This window comes from Pedobacter sp. GW822-FHT03F06 (genome assembly GCF_058801365.1).
In genome coordinates, this window is the sequence record NZ_JBXANE010000001.1 from 44,271 (window position 1) to 67,057 (window position 22,787).

Sequence of the window (22,787 nt, forward strand, 5' to 3'; positions counted from 1 at the left end):
GATCAATTCGTCATTGCGAAGCTGGACTTGCGCGAGCTGAAGCAATCTTTTTTGCTAAGGTTATTGTTCTCTATAATTCCTTTATTGAGATTGCTTCGTCGTGCCTCCTCGCAATGACGATGTATTGGTTGAAAAATCAAAATACAAGGTCATATTTAATGCCCTGCTTGGGGCTTTATCAAAATCGTAATAAATATTCTTCATTCCCATTGGTCCTGTTGTTTCTGGTTTTTGGGTTTTGGTGCCAATTGCCGAAATTGCATTCATAAATGAAATTTCACCATTAGGAAATGTCGGACTCATGTTGTCATATTCTGTATCTTTCGATTTTTTCGGTGTAAATAGTCTTAAAAACACATCTTCTCTATCTGTAACTACCTTAAACGATTGCTGTTTGCCAAGAAACTCGCACCAATACATGTTTGAATAATAACCTTTAAATTCAGGGTATTGCCAGGGCGCCTCTCCTGTTGCCGAATTGTTATAATCCTTTTTCCAAATGCCAAATTGGGTACCTTTCATCCTGTTTTTCCAAATGCGGTATGGTCCGTTGCCTTTATATTCAACTGCTTTAATTTCTGATTCAGGATAGGAAAAGTTCAATCCAACGAAAGTGGTAAAGTAATCTGATGGAAAATATTCCACTTCCATTTTTAGCCAGCCTGAAGGATAAATTGTCCATTGTAAAGTATTCCAGCTTTCTTTTTTATCAAATTTTGATGAAATAATTAAATTCTCTCCATCCATTTTTTGAGTAAAACCCTTAAAGTTATTTACACCCTCTTGCAAAATCGGACCGTTCGAAAACGGAATGATACCTTTGGCATTTTTTGCCTGCTGCAACAAACCTGATGTTTTATCGAAAGTTAAATTTATGCCATTAGCAGATACCTGATAAACTTTCGCATCTTCTTTAATATTTACCTTTGAAGAACCTCTTTTTACAACAATTTTCTCTGCATCCTCTTTAGGCAGTGTTATCGGGAAACTCCAGGTAAACAATTCCTTACCATCAGGTGCATTTGCAGTAAGGTAAAGTGCATCAAAGCTCCTCCAGTCGCCTGGAAGACTGATCTTTAACTTTCCTTTTTCGAAAGGTTTAATATTTGGAGCGTCTGCTTTACCCGATTTGAATGTTGCATCCGTTCCCACCTTTAATTTCTTCAATTTCCAATTGAAAGTACATTGATTGAGATTGGTAAATGCATAACGGTTTTCTAGCAAGAATGAACCATCAAAACCACTTGTCATTTCTCTTTTCTCAACAAAAACAGGGCTCCAGACTTCTTTAATGGTGAAGAAACTACCTTCTTTTTCGTGATAAGGTCCGACAATTCCGTCAGGGCCATGATTTCCATCGGTATCTAATTCGCCGTTTCTATCTGTACGCACCACAGCCTGATCGGCAAAATCCCAAAGGAAACCACCAGCCGAAAGCGGATTGTTCCACATCACATTCCAATAATCTTCGATGCCTGCACCGTGACCGCCATCCCACATGCCATGAAGAAATTCAGTTGGCATTAGAATATTGTGTCCGTGATCGTAATTGCCGATTCCATAATTAAATTCGCGGTAATGGGTGGTTTCGAAACCTCCAAAAACCTCCCAAGGATGGATTAACGGGCGTTTTTGTATATCTTCTTCAGCAAAAAGATGATCAAGTTCGCGGTTATGTCCGCCTTCATTACCATTTGCCCAAAATATAATCGATGGATGATTTTCATCATTCAACATCATTTCTTTCATCAATTTTGTTCCCGTAGGCTTATCATATGTGCCATGCCAGCCGGCCAGTTCATCCATAACGAATAAGCCGAGCGAATCGCAAACATCAAGAAAATGGCCGTCTGGTGGATAATGCGACATCCGAACGGCATTCATGTTCATTTCTTTCATTAACAGCACATCGGCAATGCTGATTTTTTTACTGGTAGTACGGCCTGATGATGGATAAAAAGAGTGACGATTTACACCTTTGAATTTCATTTTCACTCCGTTTACATATACACCATCACGTTCTTTTACTTCAATTGTCCTAAAACCAATCTTTTTAGAAAGCTGATGGATCTCTTTACCATTTTTAACTAAAGTGAATGTTGCAGTGTAAAGATTTGGAAATTCTGAAGACCATAATGCTGGATTGGAAAACTGATGGTGCATCTGTATGCTTTTACTTCCTTTTTTTATTGAAGTCGTAAATCTTTCACCGAATCTTTTTCCATCCTTTCCTAAAAGTTCCACTTCAAGCTTATCCGCATCACCTGTATAATTCAATTGAGTATTTAAATGGCCATCAGCTTTAGCATCTATCTGAATTCGATCGATATGAGTTAAAGGCAAAGATTCAAGATAAACTGGTCTGAAAATACCACCAAAAATCCAGAAATCGGCATTCCGTTCAGCCTCGTTAACAGATTGATTAGCTGAATGTTTAGATACCTTTACTTCAAGCAAATTATCGCTACCAAGTTTTACCAATTTAGAAATGTCGTATCTAAATACATAAAATGAACCCTTATGTGTTTCTCCGGCCAATTTGCCATTGATTTTAACTTCAGTATCAGTCATTGAGCCTTCAAAAACAATATTGATCTTTCGGTCTTTCCAATCTGCAGGAACCTTAAAAGTATATTTATAAAGTCCTTGTTCTTTCCCTTTGTTTTCCTCTTTGTTGAAACCGTAATTATATTTCCCAAAGCCTTGTAATTCCCAATTAGACGGCACCGGAATAGTTGTCCATTTGCCCGAATTTGCGCCAGCTGTACAGAAGAAATCCCAGTTAACAGTATCGTCGTTCCCAGTTCCCGACAGGTATAATTTCTCCGTTTGCTGTGCTCTTAGGGAGCAAAACGTGGTTATTAAACACAAGAAAAGTATAAATCTGCGTTTCATTAATTGGTTTTAAATGATTTGATTAATGGATTATCGGTTCTAAAAGGCAATGCTGGCAAACCGTAACAGTTAAAATTTCCTGTTGGATTTTCTGTCCAGTTATAGCGAACCACAGTTGGTTCGGCAATTTCGTTTGAAGAAACCACCACTTTATCGTCTTTTACAATAGCTTCAGCATTTACGAATTTACCGTCTTTCCCCGCGATTGCAAATCCTAAAATAGGTTTATTGTTTAATTCCAGGTATGTAAAATGGAGCAATGCTTTTCCTTTTTTAAAGGATGCAGACTGGTAAATCGGCCCAGAAAAAGGTATATCTTTGTTGTATGTTTTTGCTAGTGCCAAAAGCGATAATCTTCTACCTACTTCCCACTTATAAGTTGGATGTAAATCTCCCCCATTATCGTTCAAATCTGATGTAGAAATCATCCCCGTATTGGGCAAACGCAATAGCTGTTGTTGCGCCTCCCAAAAAGTTGGTTCCGTTTCGGCAGTTAATACAACCTTATCGCTTTTTTGTTTACTATAATCGAATGGTGCAATCTGAACATAATAAAACGGCAGATCCTTTTCTTTCCAGGCTTTTCTCCAGCTATTGATCAATACTTTCATTTTATAAGCGTAGCTGATTTTCTCGTTCAAAAAACAGTTTGTTTCGCCCTGATACCAAAGAAAACCGCGGATTTTAAATTGAGTTAAAGGTTCGATCATGGTCGGATAAAATTTACCCGGATCGTTACCCACTTTTTGGTTTTTGAAGTAATCCTCTTCTGCAAATGCATTTTCTGAAATCCACGGTTCAATGGCGCTGCCCGGAATGGCCGAAGAGATCATGCCGACAGGAATACCTAATTTTTCCTGAATTTCTTTTGCAAAGAAATAACCTACTGCCGAGAAAGCACGTAAAGCGGAATCTTGTGCTACAGACCAGCTTTTATGGATCGAATCGGCTTTGATCAAAGTTTTGCGGTTAACCAGGAAAATTCTGATCTGATTATTGTGTGCTTTTGCAACCTCATCAGATGGAAAACCCAAGTTTTCATTTTTCGGTTTCGGAATTTTGGCCAGTTTGCGCATCGCATATTCCATATTCGATTGACCTGAACATACCCAAACCTCGCCTACCAGGATATTGGTAAGTTCGATTTTATTTGAGCCATTAATAGACATCGTTTGGGGCTTTGAAGATGTTTTGAGTGGAGCTAAAACAATAAGCCAGTTTCCATTTTTATCGGTTATTGTTTGTTTTCTCTGACCTGCAAACGTTACTTCAACTTTTTCACCAACTGAAGCAAAGCCCCAAATATTGATGGGTTTATCCCGTTGCAAAACCATATTGCTCGATAAGATTTGAGGCAAAAGGATTTTTGCATTGGCGGAGAAGGAACATAACGATAAGAAAATAATTACTATCGTCATTTCGAGCGAAGTGCAGCGCAGTCGAGAAATCTGTTTAACTTGGCTCAAAGATTCCTCCACTGCGGTCGGAATGACGCACAGGAAAGATTGCTTCGTCGTGCCTCCTCGCAATGATGCCATAAAAGGAAACGAGGGAAAAACTGAAAACTTCAAACTGAAAACTGCCAACTGTCTCAAAATCCCTCCGTTTTTAAATACTTAATCGAATAAACCGCTTCCTTTTTCTCTGATTCTCCAGCATTTTTTAGATCATAGGTTTGATCGGCAGGTGTATCTACATCAGGAAAACGGCGCACATCGCCGGTGCGGAAAACAATTCTGGAAACATCGGCAACCGGTTGAAAGGCCAAACTGGTTAATGCATCTTTTCCGTTGACAGTAATGGTGTAAAATCGGGTAAATGCATCTAATTTTAGTTTGATGTCGTAATTTTTCCCTGCCTCATATTTCATGAAGTTTTTATACCGTGCACCAGCTTTTGCACTTAATGTACCAGCGGTATCAAAAGTTAACCGAACGGTAGCAGCTCCTTTAGCATCCTGCAATTCGATTTCCAGTAAACCAAAATCACTTTGCTTTGGCGTAACCGAAAACGAAGTAATGATTTTTCTGGATGCCGGAAACAATCTTTCGGCTTTCGCATAGTCGAATGGATCTTTATCTTTCAATACCAAAGTTCCATTGTTAACCGTTACTGGCGCCCAAAGCGGACTATAGATATTCCACATTTCGAGTGCCTTATCAGTCGGCATTTTACTAAAATCGTCATTTACATGTTGGGTTGCTTTATCATTAACGGGTACCGGAACCGAAGAAACCCAGATGTCTTCTTTATTCATGCTGTAGGTTACCCATAATTTTCCGTCGGCAGGTTTTCCGTTCCCTTCTTCAATACCACGAACATACTGCGGACCGTAAGATTTGTAATTGCCTCCGTAACGCATTGGTGTAATTTCTCCATTTACCAATAAAAGATTGGTATAATCTAGTCCGTTTTTGCTTGTTGAAATGGCTAAAGGCCAGCGGTATTCAGATGGATTATAAACCGTCGCGTAGTTACCGTCAGCAGTTTTTTGACCCCATATTTTGGCATTGCTGTTTACAAAACCTGGTGCACGCGACGCGTTTTCAGGCCAACTTTTACCGTTATCATTGCTGATTGCTGTTAAGGCATTTTTCCATAAACCCACTACTCTTCCATCAGGCAAGTGATAATAACTGAAGGCTTTATACTGTTTCTGTAAAGTAATCAAAGGATCCTTTCTATCTGCCTCTTCATTCCATTGTTGCGTCATTAATTTATTAGTTAATAACTCATTACAGGCTTCAATAAAAGCTTTACTTTTGCTTCTGGTGTACAAAGGATATTTGGTGTTTTTCTCCGAGTAACCTGGATTGTAATGGATGAAATAAATTGGACCGTATTTTCCATCTGTCTGAATTTCTCTTACAGCCCTGCCAATTCCATGGCCATCGTTCGGATCATCTTTAGCGTCAAAACTGATCGCGTAAAAACCCAAAACCAGGAATACATTCTTAGTGGAAACATAAAAGCCCATGCGTTGATGCATTACTGCGTCTAAATCTTTGGCAACATCGGTTCTACCCTCTTTTGTGGTTCCATCAGGAATGCGGTAGATTGGAAATACCACTTCTGGTTTCGTCCAGTTGTAGCCATCTTTTGAAGACTGTAATAATGTTTGCCCTGGCGGGATGCTCTCGCCCACTTTATCGCTTAAATATTCGATATAAAATTTATTGTTCCAATAAGCCAGCATCGGCGCATGGTTGTAAGTCCAGCCAAAGTTTTCGGCCAGTTCAGGGTGTTCCCTGTTCGCACGAAAAGTTTGGATACTGTGTACACCCATCACTGGCGAAAGCTGCCCATGATGATAATCTGCGTTAACTAAGGTTTTACCGGTATAGCGCACTGTATCCTGCGCCTGCGAGCTTTGTACTGCAAGTGCTAATGTTAGGCTTAAACAAAGTATTTTAAATATTTTCATGTTTTTAGTTCATTTCGTCATTGCGAGTTTCCGATTTTTCATCGGAACGAAGCAATCTTTTTTGCTTGATAGATTGCTTCACGCTCTTGCTTGTTCCCTTGCTTAAGTTCGCAATGACGGCTCATTTATTATTTCAATAAATTCTTAATCACTCTTCTTTTCACTTTTATAATTGTTCCGTGTTTATGTCCTTCAGGGATTGAAACTTCAGCAGTTACATCTTTAAAAGTCTTAAAATCGGCTGTATTATAAGCCGAATAAATCTTTTGTCCATAAGCATCAAAATAAATCAACCAATTCTTTCCAACTTTTACAACCGTTGGTCCTTCCGTTAATTTCGGACTAAAAGTCTCCGAAACATTTTCATAGGGGCCTAAAGCATCTTTTGCAAAAGCAACTTTTAAATTCCTGTTCGGGCGGGTATTATCTTTTAAAACCAGCACATAATCTTTGGTCGTCCGTTTCACAATAACCGCATCGATTACACTAAAACCAGGATCGAGAAATAGTTTTGGTTTTGAGAAACTCTCAAAATCTTTGGTTGTAATACTATACATCCGGTGGTTATTCTCCTCTTCTTCTATTCCTTTAGCAAAGCGATATGGTATGGTTGAGGCCCAGATGATTACATATTCTTTTTTCTCGTTATCGTAAAAGATTTCCGGTGCCCACACATTTACGGTTTTTGGCTCACTTTCCATTACCGGAAGAAACTTTTGCTCACTCCAGTTAATCAGGTTTTTAGAACTTGCGTAACCGAAACCCCTATCGCCTTTCCAGCTACAGGTCCAAACCAAATGGAAGGTTCCATCCGGGCCTTGAACGATTGATGGATCGCGTAAAACCTTCTGCGTTCCAACCTCAGGCTTCAAGAAGGTTTTATTCAAATCCGTCCAATGGTAAGCATCATAACTGTACAAAAGCCTCAATCCTTCATTTGCAGGCTCATGGAAGGAGGTAAATAAATAGGCTTGTTTTGAACAGGAACTTAATCCGCACAGCAGCAGGCCAATTATAGCTAAGCGAAATGATGATATGGAATTGGGTTTAAACACAGTTATCTTTAATTATTTCTTTTTTTGCAATTGTCAGTCTGAGTGTAGTCGAAGACCCAAGTTGTATTACCTAAAAAGATTGCCCTTCGACTACGCTCAGGATGACATCTTTTTAACTCTCGCAATAGATTTCTCCATTCCGTTGCACTCCAGTCGAAATGACGATCTTGTGCAGGCTCAACGCCATGCGCCTTTCGCTAATCGTTTCTACTATAGCTCATCCAGCACTAACACCCAATCATTACCATTTGCAGGCTCACCTGGTGGGTTAAACTCTTTTATTCCTTTATTTTCAAATTCTCCAATTGGGATGATTTTCCCTGTTCTTGGATCAAACCATGATGCTTTTACTTTGTCGCCGTCAATTTTACCTAGCTGCACACTGAAATTGCGCCCTGTATAAGTGTAAAGCAGTGCAAATTCTTCACCTCTTGTGGCAAGAATCCGCTCGTATTTTTCGCCGTTTTTACCTGCTACCAAAGTCTGATCAGGCACACGATCGAAATAAGAATGAGAAAGCATTAAATCTTTCAAATACTGCATCTGTTTAGCGCCTGGGGCATTAATTGCAGTGATCCACTGGTCTCTCGGACCATAAGCAGGTTTTAAATCTGTTTTTTTGTACATCTGCATCACCGAATTATGGCCATAGGTATAGCCAAAAGCACCAGCGAAAACCGACCAGTAACCATATCTCCTCACATCACTGTCTGTCCAGCGTGGTTGAGTGGTATCGTGTAAACCCTGAGGAATATCTTCGTACGAAGGCTCACCATCAATGGTTGGTTTGGTAGGTTTTAATTTATAATCGGCCTCGATATATTTCCAGTTATCCTCGCCATAATGCAATTTTTCATTTTTAGAGGTATCCTGATCATAACGGCGATGGCCAGATTGAACCATATCAAAATCGCACCATTTTGCATTTTGAAACCATTGTGAAGAAGCTGTTCTTCCCCTGGGGTGGAAAGTAATTAAATGATTCGGATCGTTTGCCCTTAAAGTTTCGCCAATGGTCTTCCAAACATCGGCACCATCACTACCTTTAATATCACCACCGTTGAGCCAAATGATGTTCCACTTATCTTTATAACGTTTTGCCAGGAACTCAGTATAAGCCTTTGCTTGCGTTTTGTTCACTTTTTTATTTTTGACATTGGTACCCCAAACCGGAACCAGGGCCATATAGAGGCCTTTTTCTGCTGCCTGATCAACGATATAATCTACGTGGTCCCAATAATCATAAGCCAAAGAATCTTTTGAGTTATTGCCTGGCGTAAGCATCGGCTTTGATACATCTGCATGTACAACTGAGGAATCGAGATATACATTTCTCGATGGCACATCATGTAATAACATCACCTGAATTACATTAAAACCCTTCTGTTTGCGGTCTTCGAGGTAAGTATTTGCTTCTTCTCTTGTTAACCTGCCAAACAACAACCAGCCGGTATCGCCAAGCCAGAAAAATGGTTTACCATCGCCGGTGGTTAAATATCTGCCATTCTCAGAAACCAGGAGACTTTTATCGCCAAAATATGGTTTTTTCTTACAGCCAAAAGCTGCGCAAGAAAGCATAACAAGCAGAAATATTTTAGATTTAATATTCATGTTTAAATTTTATTGATGATGATGACTTCGTCGCCTGATCCGACCTTCTCTAATGTAGCAACAGCGCCGGCATTAATTTTCTCTTCTTTAAGTAGTTTCCCTGTTCTCGTGTTCAGCACTTTTACGTTGAATTTTCCAGATACTTTGCTCAGATCAAGATTGATGGCATTTGCAGAAGCGTTATACAAAATATAAGCTTTGCCCGGGTTTACTAAACCATATTGTTTTGCAGATTTATCTGCAGGTAAAAAGGGTTTCATCGAAGATGCCGCGGTTAAAATTGAAGCATCAATTCCATCGACATTGGAGAGCGAACCGCCTGCCATTAAAATTGCCCAACCGAAACTGTCAAAGCTATCGCCCGAATAAATCACCGCTTTTTCAGGGAATTTGTTTTTATACTCAGATACCGCGTGGTAAACTTCTTCGAAAGAGGTTTTTTTAGGTTTTAGCAAACGTGCATGCTGACGGGGAGCCAAACTTAATCCTCCTTGCGGTGCATAAGCGCTCCCATCGGCCTGGTAATGCCAATAACGGATGTCGATCAGGTCAACCACTCCGGCGCGCTTTGGATCAGCCAAAATTGAATCCTGAACATCTTTAGTTACACTTAAGCCGATAATTGGGTGTTTACCTGTTTCTTTTTTCCATTCGTTAATGGTATCGATCCAGAACTGAACAAAGTGTAATGGGCCAGTAAATTCGGCCCCAATTAATTGGATAACGCCTGTGTTTCCATCAAAATTCTCTAAACATTTTCTGATGTAAGCTTTATGGATCGCCCTGCGGTGCTCGTTGCTGATATCGTAAAACTGCTCGGCCATAAAAATGCGTTTGTCACCAGCATATGGTACAGGTTCAGGGAAACCCGTGTTGTTGATATTGTTTGCGGTACGCCAGGGGAAATCGGCATAATGTGCACCGGCTTCAATAATGTTATGTTGAAAATAGTTCTCGTGGATTAAAACCAGGCCTTTCTGATCAGCCAGATTAGCAAATTGCTTTAACCTGTCCCAATACCAAAGGTTGTATTTGGTAATATCATATTTGCTCAAACCGTCCCAGGCTTTATCCTGTCCGCTACGGGCAAAAGGCAATTCGTAAAAAGGTGCCCAAACCTCGCCATCCATACGGCGGATGCGCTCGTGGTCGTCTCTTCTTCTATCGTACCAAAGGCCGTAATTATGATCGAGCACTTTAACAGCGCCGTTTTTCATCGCATCTGTGATTGAATCTAAATCATCTGTTAAACCATTTCCTGAACGTCCGGGTACGAAACGCGTAATATGAAACTTGGTGTTTTTTAATCCATAAGGACGGGCGCTTCCGTTCCACCAAGGCACATCCTGACGATCGCCCAGAACGATTTCGCTGCCACGGACCAACCAGCCATTTTTGATGCCCATCGCACCCGCAAGAACAGGTTGAATAACTTGATCTAAGCCAATTTTATCTATGCTCTTTGCCGAACCGGCATCCGTCGGGATTTTATTCCTGTCAGGTGCTGCATCAATATATTCTGAAACGGTTAAAGCAGGTTTGTAGGCCAATTTTGTTAATTTTAATGCCACATCTACAGGTGGACTGCTTGATGCTTCTGTTTCAACAGGTAGCACAAAATTCCTGCTATCCGCCTCACTTCCCAATCTATCTTTTAGTTGGGCATAATATAAACTTCGCGGCTGGATCTGTTCGTTCGACATATCCCAATAGCCATTTCCGGCAAATTGAGACCAGGTTCCAAAAGCCCAGTTTTGAGCTGTTGGCGGCTGAAAATTATCAACTCTTGCAGCACTACACTGCCAAAAAACACTATTTGCAGCACTCCAGCCAGCTCCTTGCCCATCCTGTCCACGGTTTAAATAACTTAAAGCTTGTCCGTCGATGTTAACGATATCGAATAAAACGCCCGATGCCCAGCTATCAATCGCGCCGCTAAAACTGAAAGGCAAATAAGACTGACACTGTACAAAAACATTGGGGCCTGGAGCGCAAAAGCCAACCGCAAAATCATGGTAACCATATTCTGAGTATAACCTTTGGAAAAGCGTTTGCTGACCAGTAGTTAAAAAGGTAAAACGGCGCTCACCACCGATCTCGGAAATTGGCGCTAACGATTTACAATCTTCAACAGTAATCCTTTTTGAAGTTTCCAAAACATTTACTGCAGAACCTGCAAAATGCTCAAAAACCACCTGACGGACCCAGGCATCTTGTACATTTTCTAAACAGATTGCTGTCCAACGGTGGTATTCGTCTTTACTATTTTCTTTATGATAATCGGATTCAATTTTCAGGTTTTCAATCCCTGTTTGTGCAATTCTTCCCTCCCATTTATATTTTGAAATTGTTGCGCCACCATATTTAGCGTCTAAAGCTGTTGTAATTGGGGCATCGAAAGTTATGGTATTGCCGTTTATGGCGATAATTTTTCTATCCCAATGAATATCCCTACTTCCTGGTTTCCAGCCTAAAGCACTTTCGCCACCACCAAATTCAACCGTTTTGAGGGTTTCGATCCATTCTTTGGTTGAAGGTCTGTTAATGATGATCTGATCACCTACTTTAAATCCGCTGGCATTAGACAGCGTAATTTTATTTGCATTAACGGGTACATAAGTATCAGTAACCACAATTGCCTGTTCTTCTATCCTGTTTTTTTGACCTAAAATCCTGATTACACCGATCCGGTCTAAGCCAGTTGCAAAAATCTTTGTGCCGTTTTCGCCCATTCCACTTCCACGGAGCACCACTCCAGATGCCGACAACCTTAATGTTCCGGCAACTTCGTAAGTTCCCTTTTCTAATAAAACGGCGCCACGTAATCCATCTTTACCCATCGGTAATTTCGAAACATAATTAATGGCAGATTGAATTCTTAAAGTAGCATCGCCTTTTGAAACAGGAACTATTACCTTTATTGGTGCATTAGGAATGGCTTTTTCGCCTGCCATGTAACCAGCGTAAGAAAAATCGGGAATCCGGTTTTCATCAATATCCGGTGTATAAGCCATTTTACCATCCTTCCCTTTAAAGATAGGTTTTGGTGGCTCCACCGGCTTTATTTTTTGGGCAAATGAAAAGTTTGTCGCCAAAAGCGCCATTACCAAAATCGATAAGGTTTTTAGTTGTATAACTTTTAATATGTGGTTAGTTTTTGGCATTAATGTTATTTTCTTTGTCAACAATCTATGAACGGTCGTCACCCTGAATTCATTTCAGGGTCCTTATAGCATGAAAGATGCTGAAATAAATTCAGCATGACGATTTTGGATAGAAGATACTCAGTCTTTCAACTTTAGTCTTTTTTCTTTAACCTTTAGCAGGTCTCACTTTAATGATATCTACCAAACTATTCAAATAAACTTCGATATTGGCATAACCTGATTTCGCAATTTTTGATGCATCCTTAGCGTCTTTCGGGTTTAGTCCGTTTTTGGTTTCCCAACTATCAGGGATTCCATCATGATCGGTGTCTACATAAGGTTTTCCTTTATATTCAGGATAACCGCCTACTTGTGCGATATCTGAAATAATTCCTTTTTTATAAGAATCGGCAGGTAAACGGCGTTTTACATAACTTTGTTGAGCTGGTAATTTCCCATCTTCAACATGATCAATTTTACCAGTTGAAACCTGTTTAATGATACGTTGGTCTACCGCATCGCGAACGGGTAAAGATGCACCAGCATTGGCCAAAACATAATCATAAGCTTTTTTGGTATCGATGATTGAAATTTTAGCCATTGGCAAAGGTTTATCTACTTTCATCGAATCTAATAGTTTTTGTTTATCTCTTTTGCTTTCAGGCTGAACACCACCATCCCAATTATTTTTGGTTACCTTTTCGTTTCCTTCTATAATATTTCCGGTTACATAAGCCCTACCAAATTCGCTCGAGAACTTTTTATCCCTACCCGATTCAGGTTTTAAGATACGATAAGAAATCGGTTCGCCCGCAGGTGTAATGGGGCCTGGTTTATAATAATTGTTGATGAAACTATAAAATGAAGCATTATCGCCACCATCGGCACTCCTGTTCCACCAGTTAAAGATCACATTATTGGCAAAACCAAAATCGCCATACATCCCAACAGATGGATTCCTGCTGATATTTGATGCCCAAAGGTTACGCATAAAAGTACTGTTCAAACCACCAATTGTACTTCCGAAAGCATGGTTATAGGTATCTAAAGCCTCAGAAAAGATCGAATTCTGAATGGTAACGTTTACTGTAGGTAATTTTACAGGTTTAGAACCATCTTTTGGATCGTAAACATGGCGGTAAATCGACATATTTTCATCCAGTCCCCAACTTGCTGAAACGTGATCGATAATAATGTTTCCGACAGGATTTCCGCCAATGGCATCATCTCTACGGGTAACATCGGTTGCGCCACGACGGAAACGCATATAACGGATCACCACATCATGGGTATTAATCCAAACCGATTCGCCAGCTACACAGATTCCATCACCAGGCGCACTTTGACCGGCAATGGTAATATAAGGTGCACGGATAATCAGTGGTGTTTTTAATTTGATGATACCCGAAACGTTAAAAACAATGATTCGGGCACCGCCTTGCTCACAAGCCTCGCGTAAAGTTCCGCTGCCCGAATCTTCAAGACTGGTTACGACGTAAACTTTTCCTCCGCGGCCGCCAAAAGAATAAGCACCACCACCTTCAGCACCAGGAAAGGCCACTGTTTTAGCTTGCGGTAAATCGCCTGGTTTTGCTGCCCATGGAATATAAGGTTTACCATGTTTTGCTTCTTCATCTACAATGTGTTTTACTTTTAAAAATTGCAGTTCAGATTTTTCTTCAATGCTTTTTAAAAGCGAATCGGCTTTCTTTTCCATAGCCTCTGGGATTACCGGATATTGTGCAAAAGCTACATTTCCAATGCCACAAAGCACTATTATGCTAAAAATTGAATTCCAGGTACGCATATTAGTTAGGCTTAACAATAGAAAGTGGAACCACACTATTTAAATATACTTCGATGTTTGCATAACCACTTTTAGTGATTTTTGAAGCATCAGATGCATCCTTGGGGTTTAAGCCATTTTTAAGCTCGTAAGCATCAGGCATGCCATCATCATCACTGTCTTTATATGGTGTACCTTTATATGCAGGATAACCGCCAACCTGTGAAACTTCGGTAATGATGCCTTGCTTGTAAGAATCGCCAGGTAATCTGCGGTGTTCGAATTGAAATGCAGATGGTTTCGCATCAGGGTGAACTTCAATTTTACCTGTGGCAACCTGTTTAATTACTCGGGTATCAACCGGATCTCTCTTTGGTAAAGTTGCACCAGCATTTGCCAGTACATATTCTTTGGCTTTTAAAGTAGGGATAATGCTAATCTTAGGCATTGGAAAGGGATTCTTAGCTTTCATTGCAGCGAAATATTTACTTGCTTCTTCGAAAGACATTAAATTTCCTTTTTTATCTTCTAATTGAACCCCTCCATCCCAGTTATTTTTGGTTACTTTCTCATTACCGTCGATGATATTTCCAGCTACATAAGCCCTACCAAAAACAACATAGGGTAATTTACTACGTCCAGATTCTGGTTTTAAAATGCGGTAACTGATTGGGTCTTTTAGTTCGGTAACCGGACCTGGTTTATAAAAGTTATTGATGATATTGTATTGAGCAGTATAATCTCCTCCATCTGTAGAGCGGTTGTTCCAGTTAAAAACCACGTTGTTGGCGAAGTTAAATATGCCGTTCCAGCCAATTGATGGGTTACGAGCGCCATTATCTGCCCAAAGGTTACGAACAAAAGCACAGTTTTCTCCACCTAAGGTGCTGCCAAAAGCATGGTTCCAATAATCTAATGCCTCTGAGAAAATAGAGTTTTGTATCGTGATGTTAACCGTTCCCAATTTTTCTTCTGTTTTACCTGTACTGTCGTTGTACATGTGGCGGTACATCGACATGTTTTCATCTAATCCCCAGCTTGCCGAAACGTGATCGATCATAATGTTGCCTACCGGATTACCTCCAATGGCATCATCTCTGCGGCCCACAAAGGTTTCTCCCCTTCTAAAACGCATAAAACGTATAATCACATCATGTGTATTTAACCAAACCGATTCGCCTGCCACGCATACACCATCACCAGGTGCGGTTTGACCAGCAATAGTGATATAAGGTGCACGGATAATAAGTGGTGTTTTTAATCTGATAATTCCTGAAACATTGAATACCACGATCCTCGCACCACCCTGCTCACAGGCATCACGCAAAGAACCCGGACCGCTATCGTTTAAGTTTTTAACTACAATAACTCTACCGCCATGACCACCAAAACTATAGGCGCCACCACCTTCTGCACCTGGAAAAGCCAATAAATCTGATTGTGGCAAATCATTTGGTCTACCTGCCCAAGGAATATATGGTTTGCCCTGAGCTGCCTCTTTTGCAATAATAGGCTTTGCTTTCTCCCAGGCAATATCAGATTGATGATAGGCTTCTTTCATCATCGAATCAGATGATTTTTTAATATTGGCAGGAATATTTGGATATTGGGCAAACGTATAATTTGCGGAGAGTATTAATGCTGTTGTTAGCAACAGATTTAAAATGTTCTTTTTCATTTGTGTTGTTCGTTGGGAAGAGAAAGAAATTACGATTTTTTTAATTAACAGAAAAAATCTAATCGCTGATATCGAAAATCGTGGCTCATTTCTTGGTCTATCCTTGTAAGTAATTTTGGTTAGAAAGTATATTATCTTTCAAATTTGCATGCAAAAAGCAGCTGTTTAATGTATAATTTTGGCTATCTATTGTATAATCTTATCAATTGGCAAAAATGCCTGTAACAAATTAAATTCATTCTCGCAGCCATGTTACAAGATAGGAATAAAATTCATATATAAATGTAACATTCTTAAATAAAAAAAAGGAAACAAATTAATGTTCCCTTTTTTCAAAACCAAATATAAAAAAACCAGGGCGGTGAGCAAACCGCCCCAAGATCTTAGCCCATTTATTTTAATGGATCGAACGCTCCACCCCAAGTGTTATTTTGGACAAGATTAATATTGTTATTTAATGACACTGTCGGAATACCAAAAAAGTAAACTCCAGGCTGATAAGCAATATTATAAGTATCAAGCTGCTTGGTTGTTACGGTAAAACTATTTGCATATAGTGCATCCAGATTGGTATTGGCAGAAACATCTCTTGTTCCTAGAATATAATCTGTTTTTGTGCCCGTATTTTTAAGCGTTATGGTAACACCTAATCTTCTCTTTCCGTTTAAAGTGCTTTCTAATAGTTTTCTGCGTCTTAAATCCCAAAAGCGCTTACCTTCAAATGCAAGCTCAATTTGTCTTTCTTTCATTATCGCTGCAACTAACTGGTTTCCGCTCAAACCAGCTGTTAAACCATACAATCCATCGGCTCCTGCTTCTATGCCAGCCCTTTTTCTAATATTAATTAAATTGTTATAAGCTTCCTGACTTTGGCCGGTTTCGGCCGCACATTCTGCCAGATTTAACATTACTTCAGCATATCTGATCTCTATCCAATCGGTACCGGCATTTTGAAAAGTAGCCAATGTTAAAGATGGGTCTATTCCTTTTCTTAAATATAAGCCCGAAGAAGTGGCGCCCGACGGCTCAGTAGTGGCCAGAACATTTTTATCATTTGTATAATAATAAGTCCACAATCTATAAGATGAATTCCCCGATAGAGGCCAATTACATCCGTTATAGGCAATTGTTTGATCAAATCTTGGATCCCTGTCTTTATAAAACGTGCCCAGACTATAAGTATATTTTGATGCGCCTATATCCTTTCCATCTTTCATCGGAAAAGCCAAAGCCATATCCCAGGTGGGTAAATTAGAGCCGCCGGTACTACCAATATATTTCGGAACTGTTGCATTGGGATAGGTATTATTATTCTGTCCGATATCGGTTGTTCCTGTATTATAAAGTGTTGCAAACACGGCTTCCGGATTGCGCGGTGTGCTTCCTCCTGCACTTCCTTCGGTTGTCCACATGCTTGCGTCAAATTTAGTGTACAGGCCAAAACCATTGGTAGATAGGGTTGCTATTGCCTGTGTATTTGCCGTGTAAGCATCCTGCCATCTTGAAGAAAGATTACTTGGATTAAATTCGGGAGAGGCAAAAGTTAATAGTACACGCCCTTTAAAGGCTTGAGCAGCACCTTTAGTAATCCGGCCATAATCATCATTTTTAGGCCATTTCACCGGAATATATTTAATACAAGAATCCAAATCCCTAACAATTTGAGCAAAAGTTTCGGAAGTAGTGTTACGAGGTAAAAGTGCTGCTTTTTTAGCATCTTCGCCTACCGCATCCAGTGGTACCAATACCACGGGTACGCCACCGTATAGTTTTACAAGTTCAAAATACCTGAAAGCTCTCCAAAAATAAGCCTGTGCATTAAATCTCTTTTTCATTGCCGGATCTAATGTACCTGCATTAACATCTCTGATGAACATGTTGATGGTTCTAATCTTCACGTAGTTTCCAGCAGTATTCGTATTGCCTAAATCGGTTACAGACTCAATAGTCGCTGTACCTTTAACAAAAACATTATCTCCATATTGCTCTTCTGAAAGCGAACTAACTGAAGCACTTAAGCCGCCAACGTTGCCAAACCAGGCCGGTTGATTCTGGCTATAGATATAATCGATGCTTAATTTTGTTGTGGTAGAATCGTTATAAACCTGATCGGCAGTAAAACTACCTAAATCCTGTTTTTCGAGCACTTTTTTACAACTGCTAAACATTAATGATGTAGTACAAGCTGCTAAAATTATGATATAAATCTTTTTCATGATAATTAAAATTAAAGGCCCACGTTTAAACCGAACGAATAAGTTTTAAGCGATGGGTATGTACCTACTGGACTCGCGAAATCTCTATAATTCCCTGGGAATGGGTTTATAAACTGAACTGGGTTTGTAGCCTGGGCGAACACCCTTAAACTTGATATGCCTACTTTTTCTATCCATTTTGTTGGGACAGCATAACTTAAATTTGCATTTGTAATGGCAAATTGGGTTGCTGGTACCAACCAAAAATCGGTACTTTCATAAATGCTTGAAAAATATGGGTTAGGATAAGCGGCGTTCGTATTTGTTGGCGTCCAGTGATCTGCCCAGTATGATGCCCTGTTAGCATATACTGATGGACTTGTACCACTAGGTTTTAATCCGCCGATACTGGTGTAACCACCCCAAGAAATCCCCATTACTACATTTAAGCTTAAACCACTATAGCCAGCACTAAAGTTTAGCCCCAAGTTATTATGGTTATTCTGTCTTTTGGTAACAAATTGTCTGTCTTTGGTATCAATAACACCATCACCGTTTACATCTTCAAAGTTGATCATACCAGGCTGCAGAATATCGTTTAAGATTTTAACCTTTTTTGGATCGTTTTGCACTGCCGATCCATTGATTCTTTGTGCAATAATTGCATCAGCTTCTGCCTGTGTTCTGATAATACCAAGAGATTTATAACCGATATATCCTCTATCGCTAGAATAGCCCGTATTATCGTCAATGGTACCCAATTGTGCACTAGAAACATCGTATTTGATATTTTTGTTATCGAACCAGGTATAAAATGGAGTAAAACTATAGTTAAATTTACCAACCTGGTCTTTATAGCCTACGCTAATCTCGTAGCCGAACATATTGGCTTCAGCAAAATTTTCGGTAGGTACCGCTGCACCAATGGTTGCAGGTACTGAAGATGTTAATGTAGATAAAAGATTGTATCCACGTGTCCAGAAATATTCTCCGGAGATGGATAATTTATTCTTAAGCAGGCCCATATCAAAACCATAATTCGTTTTTAAGTAACTGTCCCACACTACATCTCCATTTGGGATGGCAATATTGGTTTTGATCGCGATACTTCGATCAATTTCGTTAAACACGGCGCCACCACTGCTTCCTGTGCCTAAATTGTACGACGCCAGGTATTGATAAGCTTTTGTTGCATCTGTTCCAGTTAAACCCACCGATGCCCGCAATTTGAACAGGTTTATGGCCGGAAATTTATCTTTAAAGAATTTTTCTTGAGAAACTACCCATCCAACAGATGCCGCTGGAAAACCGCCCCAGTTTTTGCCAGGAGCAAATCTTGAACTACCATCTCTACGATATACCAACTGTAATAGGTATTTATTATCGTAATCGTAATTAATGCGGGAAATTAAAGACTGAAATCCTGTTTCACTCACCTGTCCGGATTGATTGGAAGTTTGTGTTCCAACGGTAAAGTTTTGATAAGGAAGTCCGCCTGCCACAATTCCTTCGGCCTGTGCTGCAACGCCTTCTGACGAAAGTTCCCTTTGCTCTACGAGTGCAATGGCTGATATATTGTGTTTACCAAAAGATCTGTTGTAATTAAAGCCAGCATTTAATTGGTAGCTATCGGCAAATACGGGATTAAGCCTAATCCTATCACCGTTCTTTATTGGGAAAACGCCTTGGAGTACTCCACCGGGAATATGATTGTTGGCACCTGTACCTAAATATTTATAATAGTTGAATGTAGTTCCGTACTGTTTACCATTAGAACTGTTGATGTTCTTATTTATTGTAGCAGTAGCGGTTAATCCTTTAACACCAGGAATTTCGTAAGTAACCTTACCAAGCATATTCATCACATACGATTTTGAACTGGTAAAATTATCTGAATTTTGTACCAAGAAAAAGTTGATGTTTTCTAAACCACCAGTATTACTTGCACCTAAAATTACAGGATTTCCGTTGATAAAATATTCAGACCAGGGATTAACATTCTGTAAAGTTGCTACGTCATTATCCAAACTTTCGGAAGTGCTATTAAGCTTGTAATAGTAACTCCGTGATGATGAAACATCGGTGCTGATTGAAGCCGAAACGTTTAACCTTTTCGAAAGTTTGGCATCAATACTTGCCCTTAAACCATATTTACTGGAATTAACCCCTTTAAAATTAGAGTTTTGAGTGATGTAATCTCCACCTAAAAAATAAGTTACCTTATCGCTACCACCACTAATATTTAAGGCCTGGCGGTAAATGTTAGAGGTTTGAAAGGCTTCTGCTAACCAGTTATGGTTGTTTGCAGAGAAATAATCCAATTCATCGGGAGTATAATAAAGTGGCTGGCGGGTAGTTTCTGCTACATTGTTTACTACTTTAAAACCATCAGCATTGATAAAGTTATTTACTACCGTTCCTGCAGATGTTTGCTGGTAAACCTGAGCGTTCAGATAATCGTTAACAAAATTACCTAACTGTATACCCGACATCATGTTGGGTAGTTTTGTTGCATCGTTAAAACCTACTGAACTGCTGAAATTGATTCGCGGAGCACCTGCCCTACCTTTTTTGGTACGAACAATTACAACACCATTAGCGCCAGAAACACCATAAATCGCGGCTTCTGCATCTTTCAAAATCGATACACTCTCCACCACATTTTGATCCAATAAATCAAAGTCGGCCTGGGTTCTAATCACATCATCAATTACGAATATCGGATTAGTGCCTTGCTGGCTATCTTTAGAGTATACAACAGGGTTACGCACAGTTATGGTAGTGCCCTGTCCTGGTCTTTGTGCACCGCCGGAAACAGCGAAACCAGGTGCAGAACCACGCAATGAAGCACTTAAAGATAACGCAGGGACATCTTCAATACTTTTCATATTAACGGTAGAAACTGCTCCTGTTAACGTAACTTTCTTTTGTGTACCGTAGCCCACTACCACAACATCATCTAAATTTTGGTTATCAGAAACCAGTTTTACGTTGATTGTTGTTTGTGTGCCTACAGGTATGGTTTGTCGGGTATAGCCGATGTACGAAAAAACCAGTACATCACTGTTTGATTTTACCTGGATGGTGTAAACACCATCAGCATTGGTACTCACATTACTTGGAATACCTTTTAAACTTACGTTTACCCCCGGGATTCCCTGCCCATCTGCCTGATCGACAACTTTACCCGTAATCTTTCGCTCCTGTGCAAAAAGAATTGTACTTGCCAGTAGCATCATTAGCAAGGACAAAGAAATTTTGCGTAAAAATTTTAAGTTCATCTTATTATTTGGTTAGTTTTTAATTCTATCTAAGCAGTGTTATAACTGCTTTTTTAACAATATAATTTATTCTATACTTAAAGATCTGCACATCCCTAATCAAAGGTTTTATGGTGCTAAATTTTTAACTTTATAAGTGGAGCGGGTTAATGAGTTAGATTTTTTATCGCTGAATATTATTTCTTTTGGAACGATAAATTGGAATAGGCCTTGTAACCTATCCTTGAAAAAAATGAAAATAATTTTATGTGATTTGGCTCATTCTTTATTTTGATCTCGATAATTATTTTGGTTAGAAAGTATATTATATTCCAAAATTGCACGCAAAAAACTACTATTTTATGTATAATTTTCTCCAGCTATTGTAGAATATTGTCATTTAGCAAAAATCCATGTAACAAATTAAATTGATTAATGTAAACTGAGATACAAGGTAAGAATAAATTTCATATATAAATTTAGTATTTAAATAAAAATATAATAAATATCGATTCGGATATATTTTAAACTTAAAAACGTTGATTAGACGATTATTTTAAAGCTTTGGTAAGAAAATATTTACAAAAGAAAATAGGGCATTTATAACACATCTGAATTTAATCCAAAAAAAATCTTAAAAAAAAAGAGAGCAATCGCTGCTCTCCTTTTCAAACCAAATATATAAAATTGTGGCGGTGCTAAACCACCGAGAAAGGCATTTATCGTTGTACTTTTATGCTGACATTAATAAAAGGCCTTTTCTGCAAGTCGGAAGTAACGACATTAACATATAACATACCATATTTACCCTCTGGAGTAAGGAAAAACACAGCATTACCTGGTGCTAAACCATTAGCCGGAAGCACTTGAGTAGTTTCGTTAAAAGTAATTGCCCTTGCTTTAGCCAAAGTTTCTATAGCAGAGCCGGAAATTGCGGTAGTCAGAAATGCATTAGCTTGTCCGGTAACAGGCTGACTAAATTTAGTCGTTCTTTTTGGACTAAAGCCACTAATATCGTAAACGGTTAATGGATTAGTAGCCACACTTAGTGAATACAAATTAACTACCCAGGTAGGCGTCTGAACTGTAGAATTTGAACCTGGTTTTCTATATATACCAAAATCTATCTTTCCGGCATTAGCTGATGCATTGGTATAACTAAAACCTGTAGCATCATTAAGTGATAAAAAGCTTGGTAAAGATTTCGCAACCGTATCTGGTAAATAAATATCTCTGTTGGCGTAAATCATAAAACTTGGATTTACATCAACTGTTACTTTTTTGTATCCGTCGCCAATATATACGCCCTTTTCATTTAACGCGCAAATACGAAAACTTTGTTTACCATCACGAAGTGCAGCAGCAGGAAAGAGTGTATTATTTGGAAGTTTAATAACGGCTGAAAAACTTCTGCGTTTGGTAGGATCGGTAATGGCAACCGTATAACGTGTAGCCTGAACCGTACCTGAAGAAACTTCAAACACGTAGGAATACATATCCTCTTTAGCCGAGTTTATAGTAAAATCAATCCATACCTCTTCTTTGTCGTTAATTACTTTGTAATCGGTCACGCAACGAGGGTCGCTATTGTTGAAAGTTACGGTAACATCATCGAACATGTTAAAGATGTTCGCCGATTCCTTTTTACAAGAAGCGAAAAGAATCAAGCATAACCCGATGAGTAACTTATTAATATATCTAGTTTTCATTATTTTAATTTTTAGTCAGATCAACTGA

General features: G+C 39.2%; 11 protein-coding genes. All 11 read right to left on the reverse strand.

Annotated features, from left to right (window positions below; genetic code table 11):
- Window positions 1–81 precede the first annotated feature (81 nt).
- The gene (locus AC1RJ8_RS00140; RefSeq protein ID WP_492952350.1) at window positions 82–2,895 is read right to left on the reverse strand and encodes a glycoside hydrolase family 2 protein; all 2,814 of its coding nucleotides are present in this window, start codon (window positions 2,893–2,895) and stop codon (window positions 82–84) included.
- Window positions 2,895–4,313: a sialate O-acetylesterase gene (locus tag AC1RJ8_RS00145; protein WP_493008018.1), complete on the reverse strand. Its 1,419-nt coding sequence runs from the start codon at window positions 4,311–4,313 to the stop codon at window positions 2,895–2,897. The genes AC1RJ8_RS00140 and AC1RJ8_RS00145 overlap by 1 nt, the downstream gene beginning before the upstream one ends.
- Before the next feature lie 173 nt (window positions 4,314–4,486).
- Window positions 4,487–6,319: a six-hairpin glycosidase gene (locus AC1RJ8_RS00150; RefSeq protein ID WP_492952348.1), complete on the reverse strand. Its 1,833-nt coding sequence runs from the start codon at window positions 6,317–6,319 to the stop codon at window positions 4,487–4,489.
- A gap of 128 nt (window positions 6,320–6,447) precedes the next feature.
- Complete coding sequence (locus AC1RJ8_RS00155; RefSeq protein WP_492952347.1) at window positions 6,448–7,374, reverse strand: glycoside hydrolase family 43 protein; 927 nt, start codon at window positions 7,372–7,374, stop codon at window positions 6,448–6,450.
- Between the two features lie 210 nt (window positions 7,375–7,584).
- On the reverse strand, window positions 7,585–8,985 hold the full coding sequence (locus tag AC1RJ8_RS00160) for a glycoside hydrolase family 140 protein (protein WP_492952346.1): 1,401 nt from the start codon (window positions 8,983–8,985) through the stop codon (window positions 7,585–7,587).
- 2 nt (window positions 8,986–8,987) lie between these two features.
- The gene (locus AC1RJ8_RS00165; RefSeq protein ID WP_492952345.1) at window positions 8,988–12,149 is read right to left on the reverse strand and encodes a DUF6298 domain-containing protein; all 3,162 of its coding nucleotides are present in this window, start codon (window positions 12,147–12,149) and stop codon (window positions 8,988–8,990) included.
- 148 nt (window positions 12,150–12,297) lie between these two features.
- Entirely contained in the window at window positions 12,298–13,938 is a 1,641-nt protein-coding gene (locus AC1RJ8_RS00170) for a pectate lyase family protein (RefSeq protein ID WP_492952344.1), read from the reverse strand.
- A 1-nt stretch (window position 13,939) separates the two neighbouring features.
- Window positions 13,940–15,595, reverse strand: coding sequence for a pectate lyase family protein (locus AC1RJ8_RS00175; RefSeq protein ID WP_492952343.1), 1,656 nt, complete (start codon window positions 15,593–15,595; stop codon window positions 13,940–13,942).
- Between the two features lie 392 nt (window positions 15,596–15,987).
- Window positions 15,988–17,811, reverse strand: a complete 1,824-nt coding sequence (locus tag AC1RJ8_RS00180; RefSeq protein WP_492952342.1) for a RagB/SusD family nutrient uptake outer membrane protein — start codon at window positions 17,809–17,811, stop codon at window positions 15,988–15,990.
- Between the two features lie 11 nt (window positions 17,812–17,822).
- Window positions 17,823–21,071: a SusC/RagA family TonB-linked outer membrane protein gene (locus AC1RJ8_RS00185; RefSeq protein WP_492952341.1), complete on the reverse strand. Its 3,249-nt coding sequence runs from the start codon at window positions 21,069–21,071 to the stop codon at window positions 17,823–17,825.
- A 698-nt stretch (window positions 21,072–21,769) separates the two neighbouring features.
- Window positions 21,770–22,759, reverse strand: coding sequence for a hypothetical protein (locus AC1RJ8_RS00190; protein WP_492952340.1), 990 nt, complete (start codon window positions 22,757–22,759; stop codon window positions 21,770–21,772).
- Window positions 22,760–22,787 lie beyond the last annotated feature (28 nt).

Coding starts and splice junctions, on each gene's coding strand:
- AC1RJ8_RS00170 (WP_492952344.1), bottom strand. CDS start 13,938: ATGCGTACCTGGAATTCAATTTTTAGCATAATAGTGCTTTGTGGCATT.
- AC1RJ8_RS00145 (WP_493008018.1), bottom strand. CDS start 4,313: ATGACGATAGTAATTATTTTCTTATCGTTATGTTCCTTCTCCGCCAAT.
- AC1RJ8_RS00165 (WP_492952345.1), bottom strand. CDS start 12,149: ATGCCAAAAACTAACCACATATTAAAAGTTATACAACTAAAAACCTTA.
- AC1RJ8_RS00175 (WP_492952343.1), bottom strand. CDS start 15,595: ATGAAAAAGAACATTTTAAATCTGTTGCTAACAACAGCATTAATACTC.
- AC1RJ8_RS00185 (WP_492952341.1), bottom strand. CDS start 21,071: ATGAACTTAAAATTTTTACGCAAAATTTCTTTGTCCTTGCTAATGATG.
- AC1RJ8_RS00150 (WP_492952348.1), bottom strand. CDS start 6,319: ATGAAAATATTTAAAATACTTTGTTTAAGCCTAACATTAGCACTTGCA.
- AC1RJ8_RS00140 (WP_492952350.1), bottom strand. CDS start 2,895: ATGAAACGCAGATTTATACTTTTCTTGTGTTTAATAACCACGTTTTGC.
- AC1RJ8_RS00180 (WP_492952342.1), bottom strand. CDS start 17,811: ATGAAAAAGATTTATATCATAATTTTAGCAGCTTGTACTACATCATTA.
- AC1RJ8_RS00190 (WP_492952340.1), bottom strand. CDS start 22,759: ATGAAAACTAGATATATTAATAAGTTACTCATCGGGTTATGCTTGATT.
- AC1RJ8_RS00160 (WP_492952346.1), bottom strand. CDS start 8,985: ATGAATATTAAATCTAAAATATTTCTGCTTGTTATGCTTTCTTGCGCA.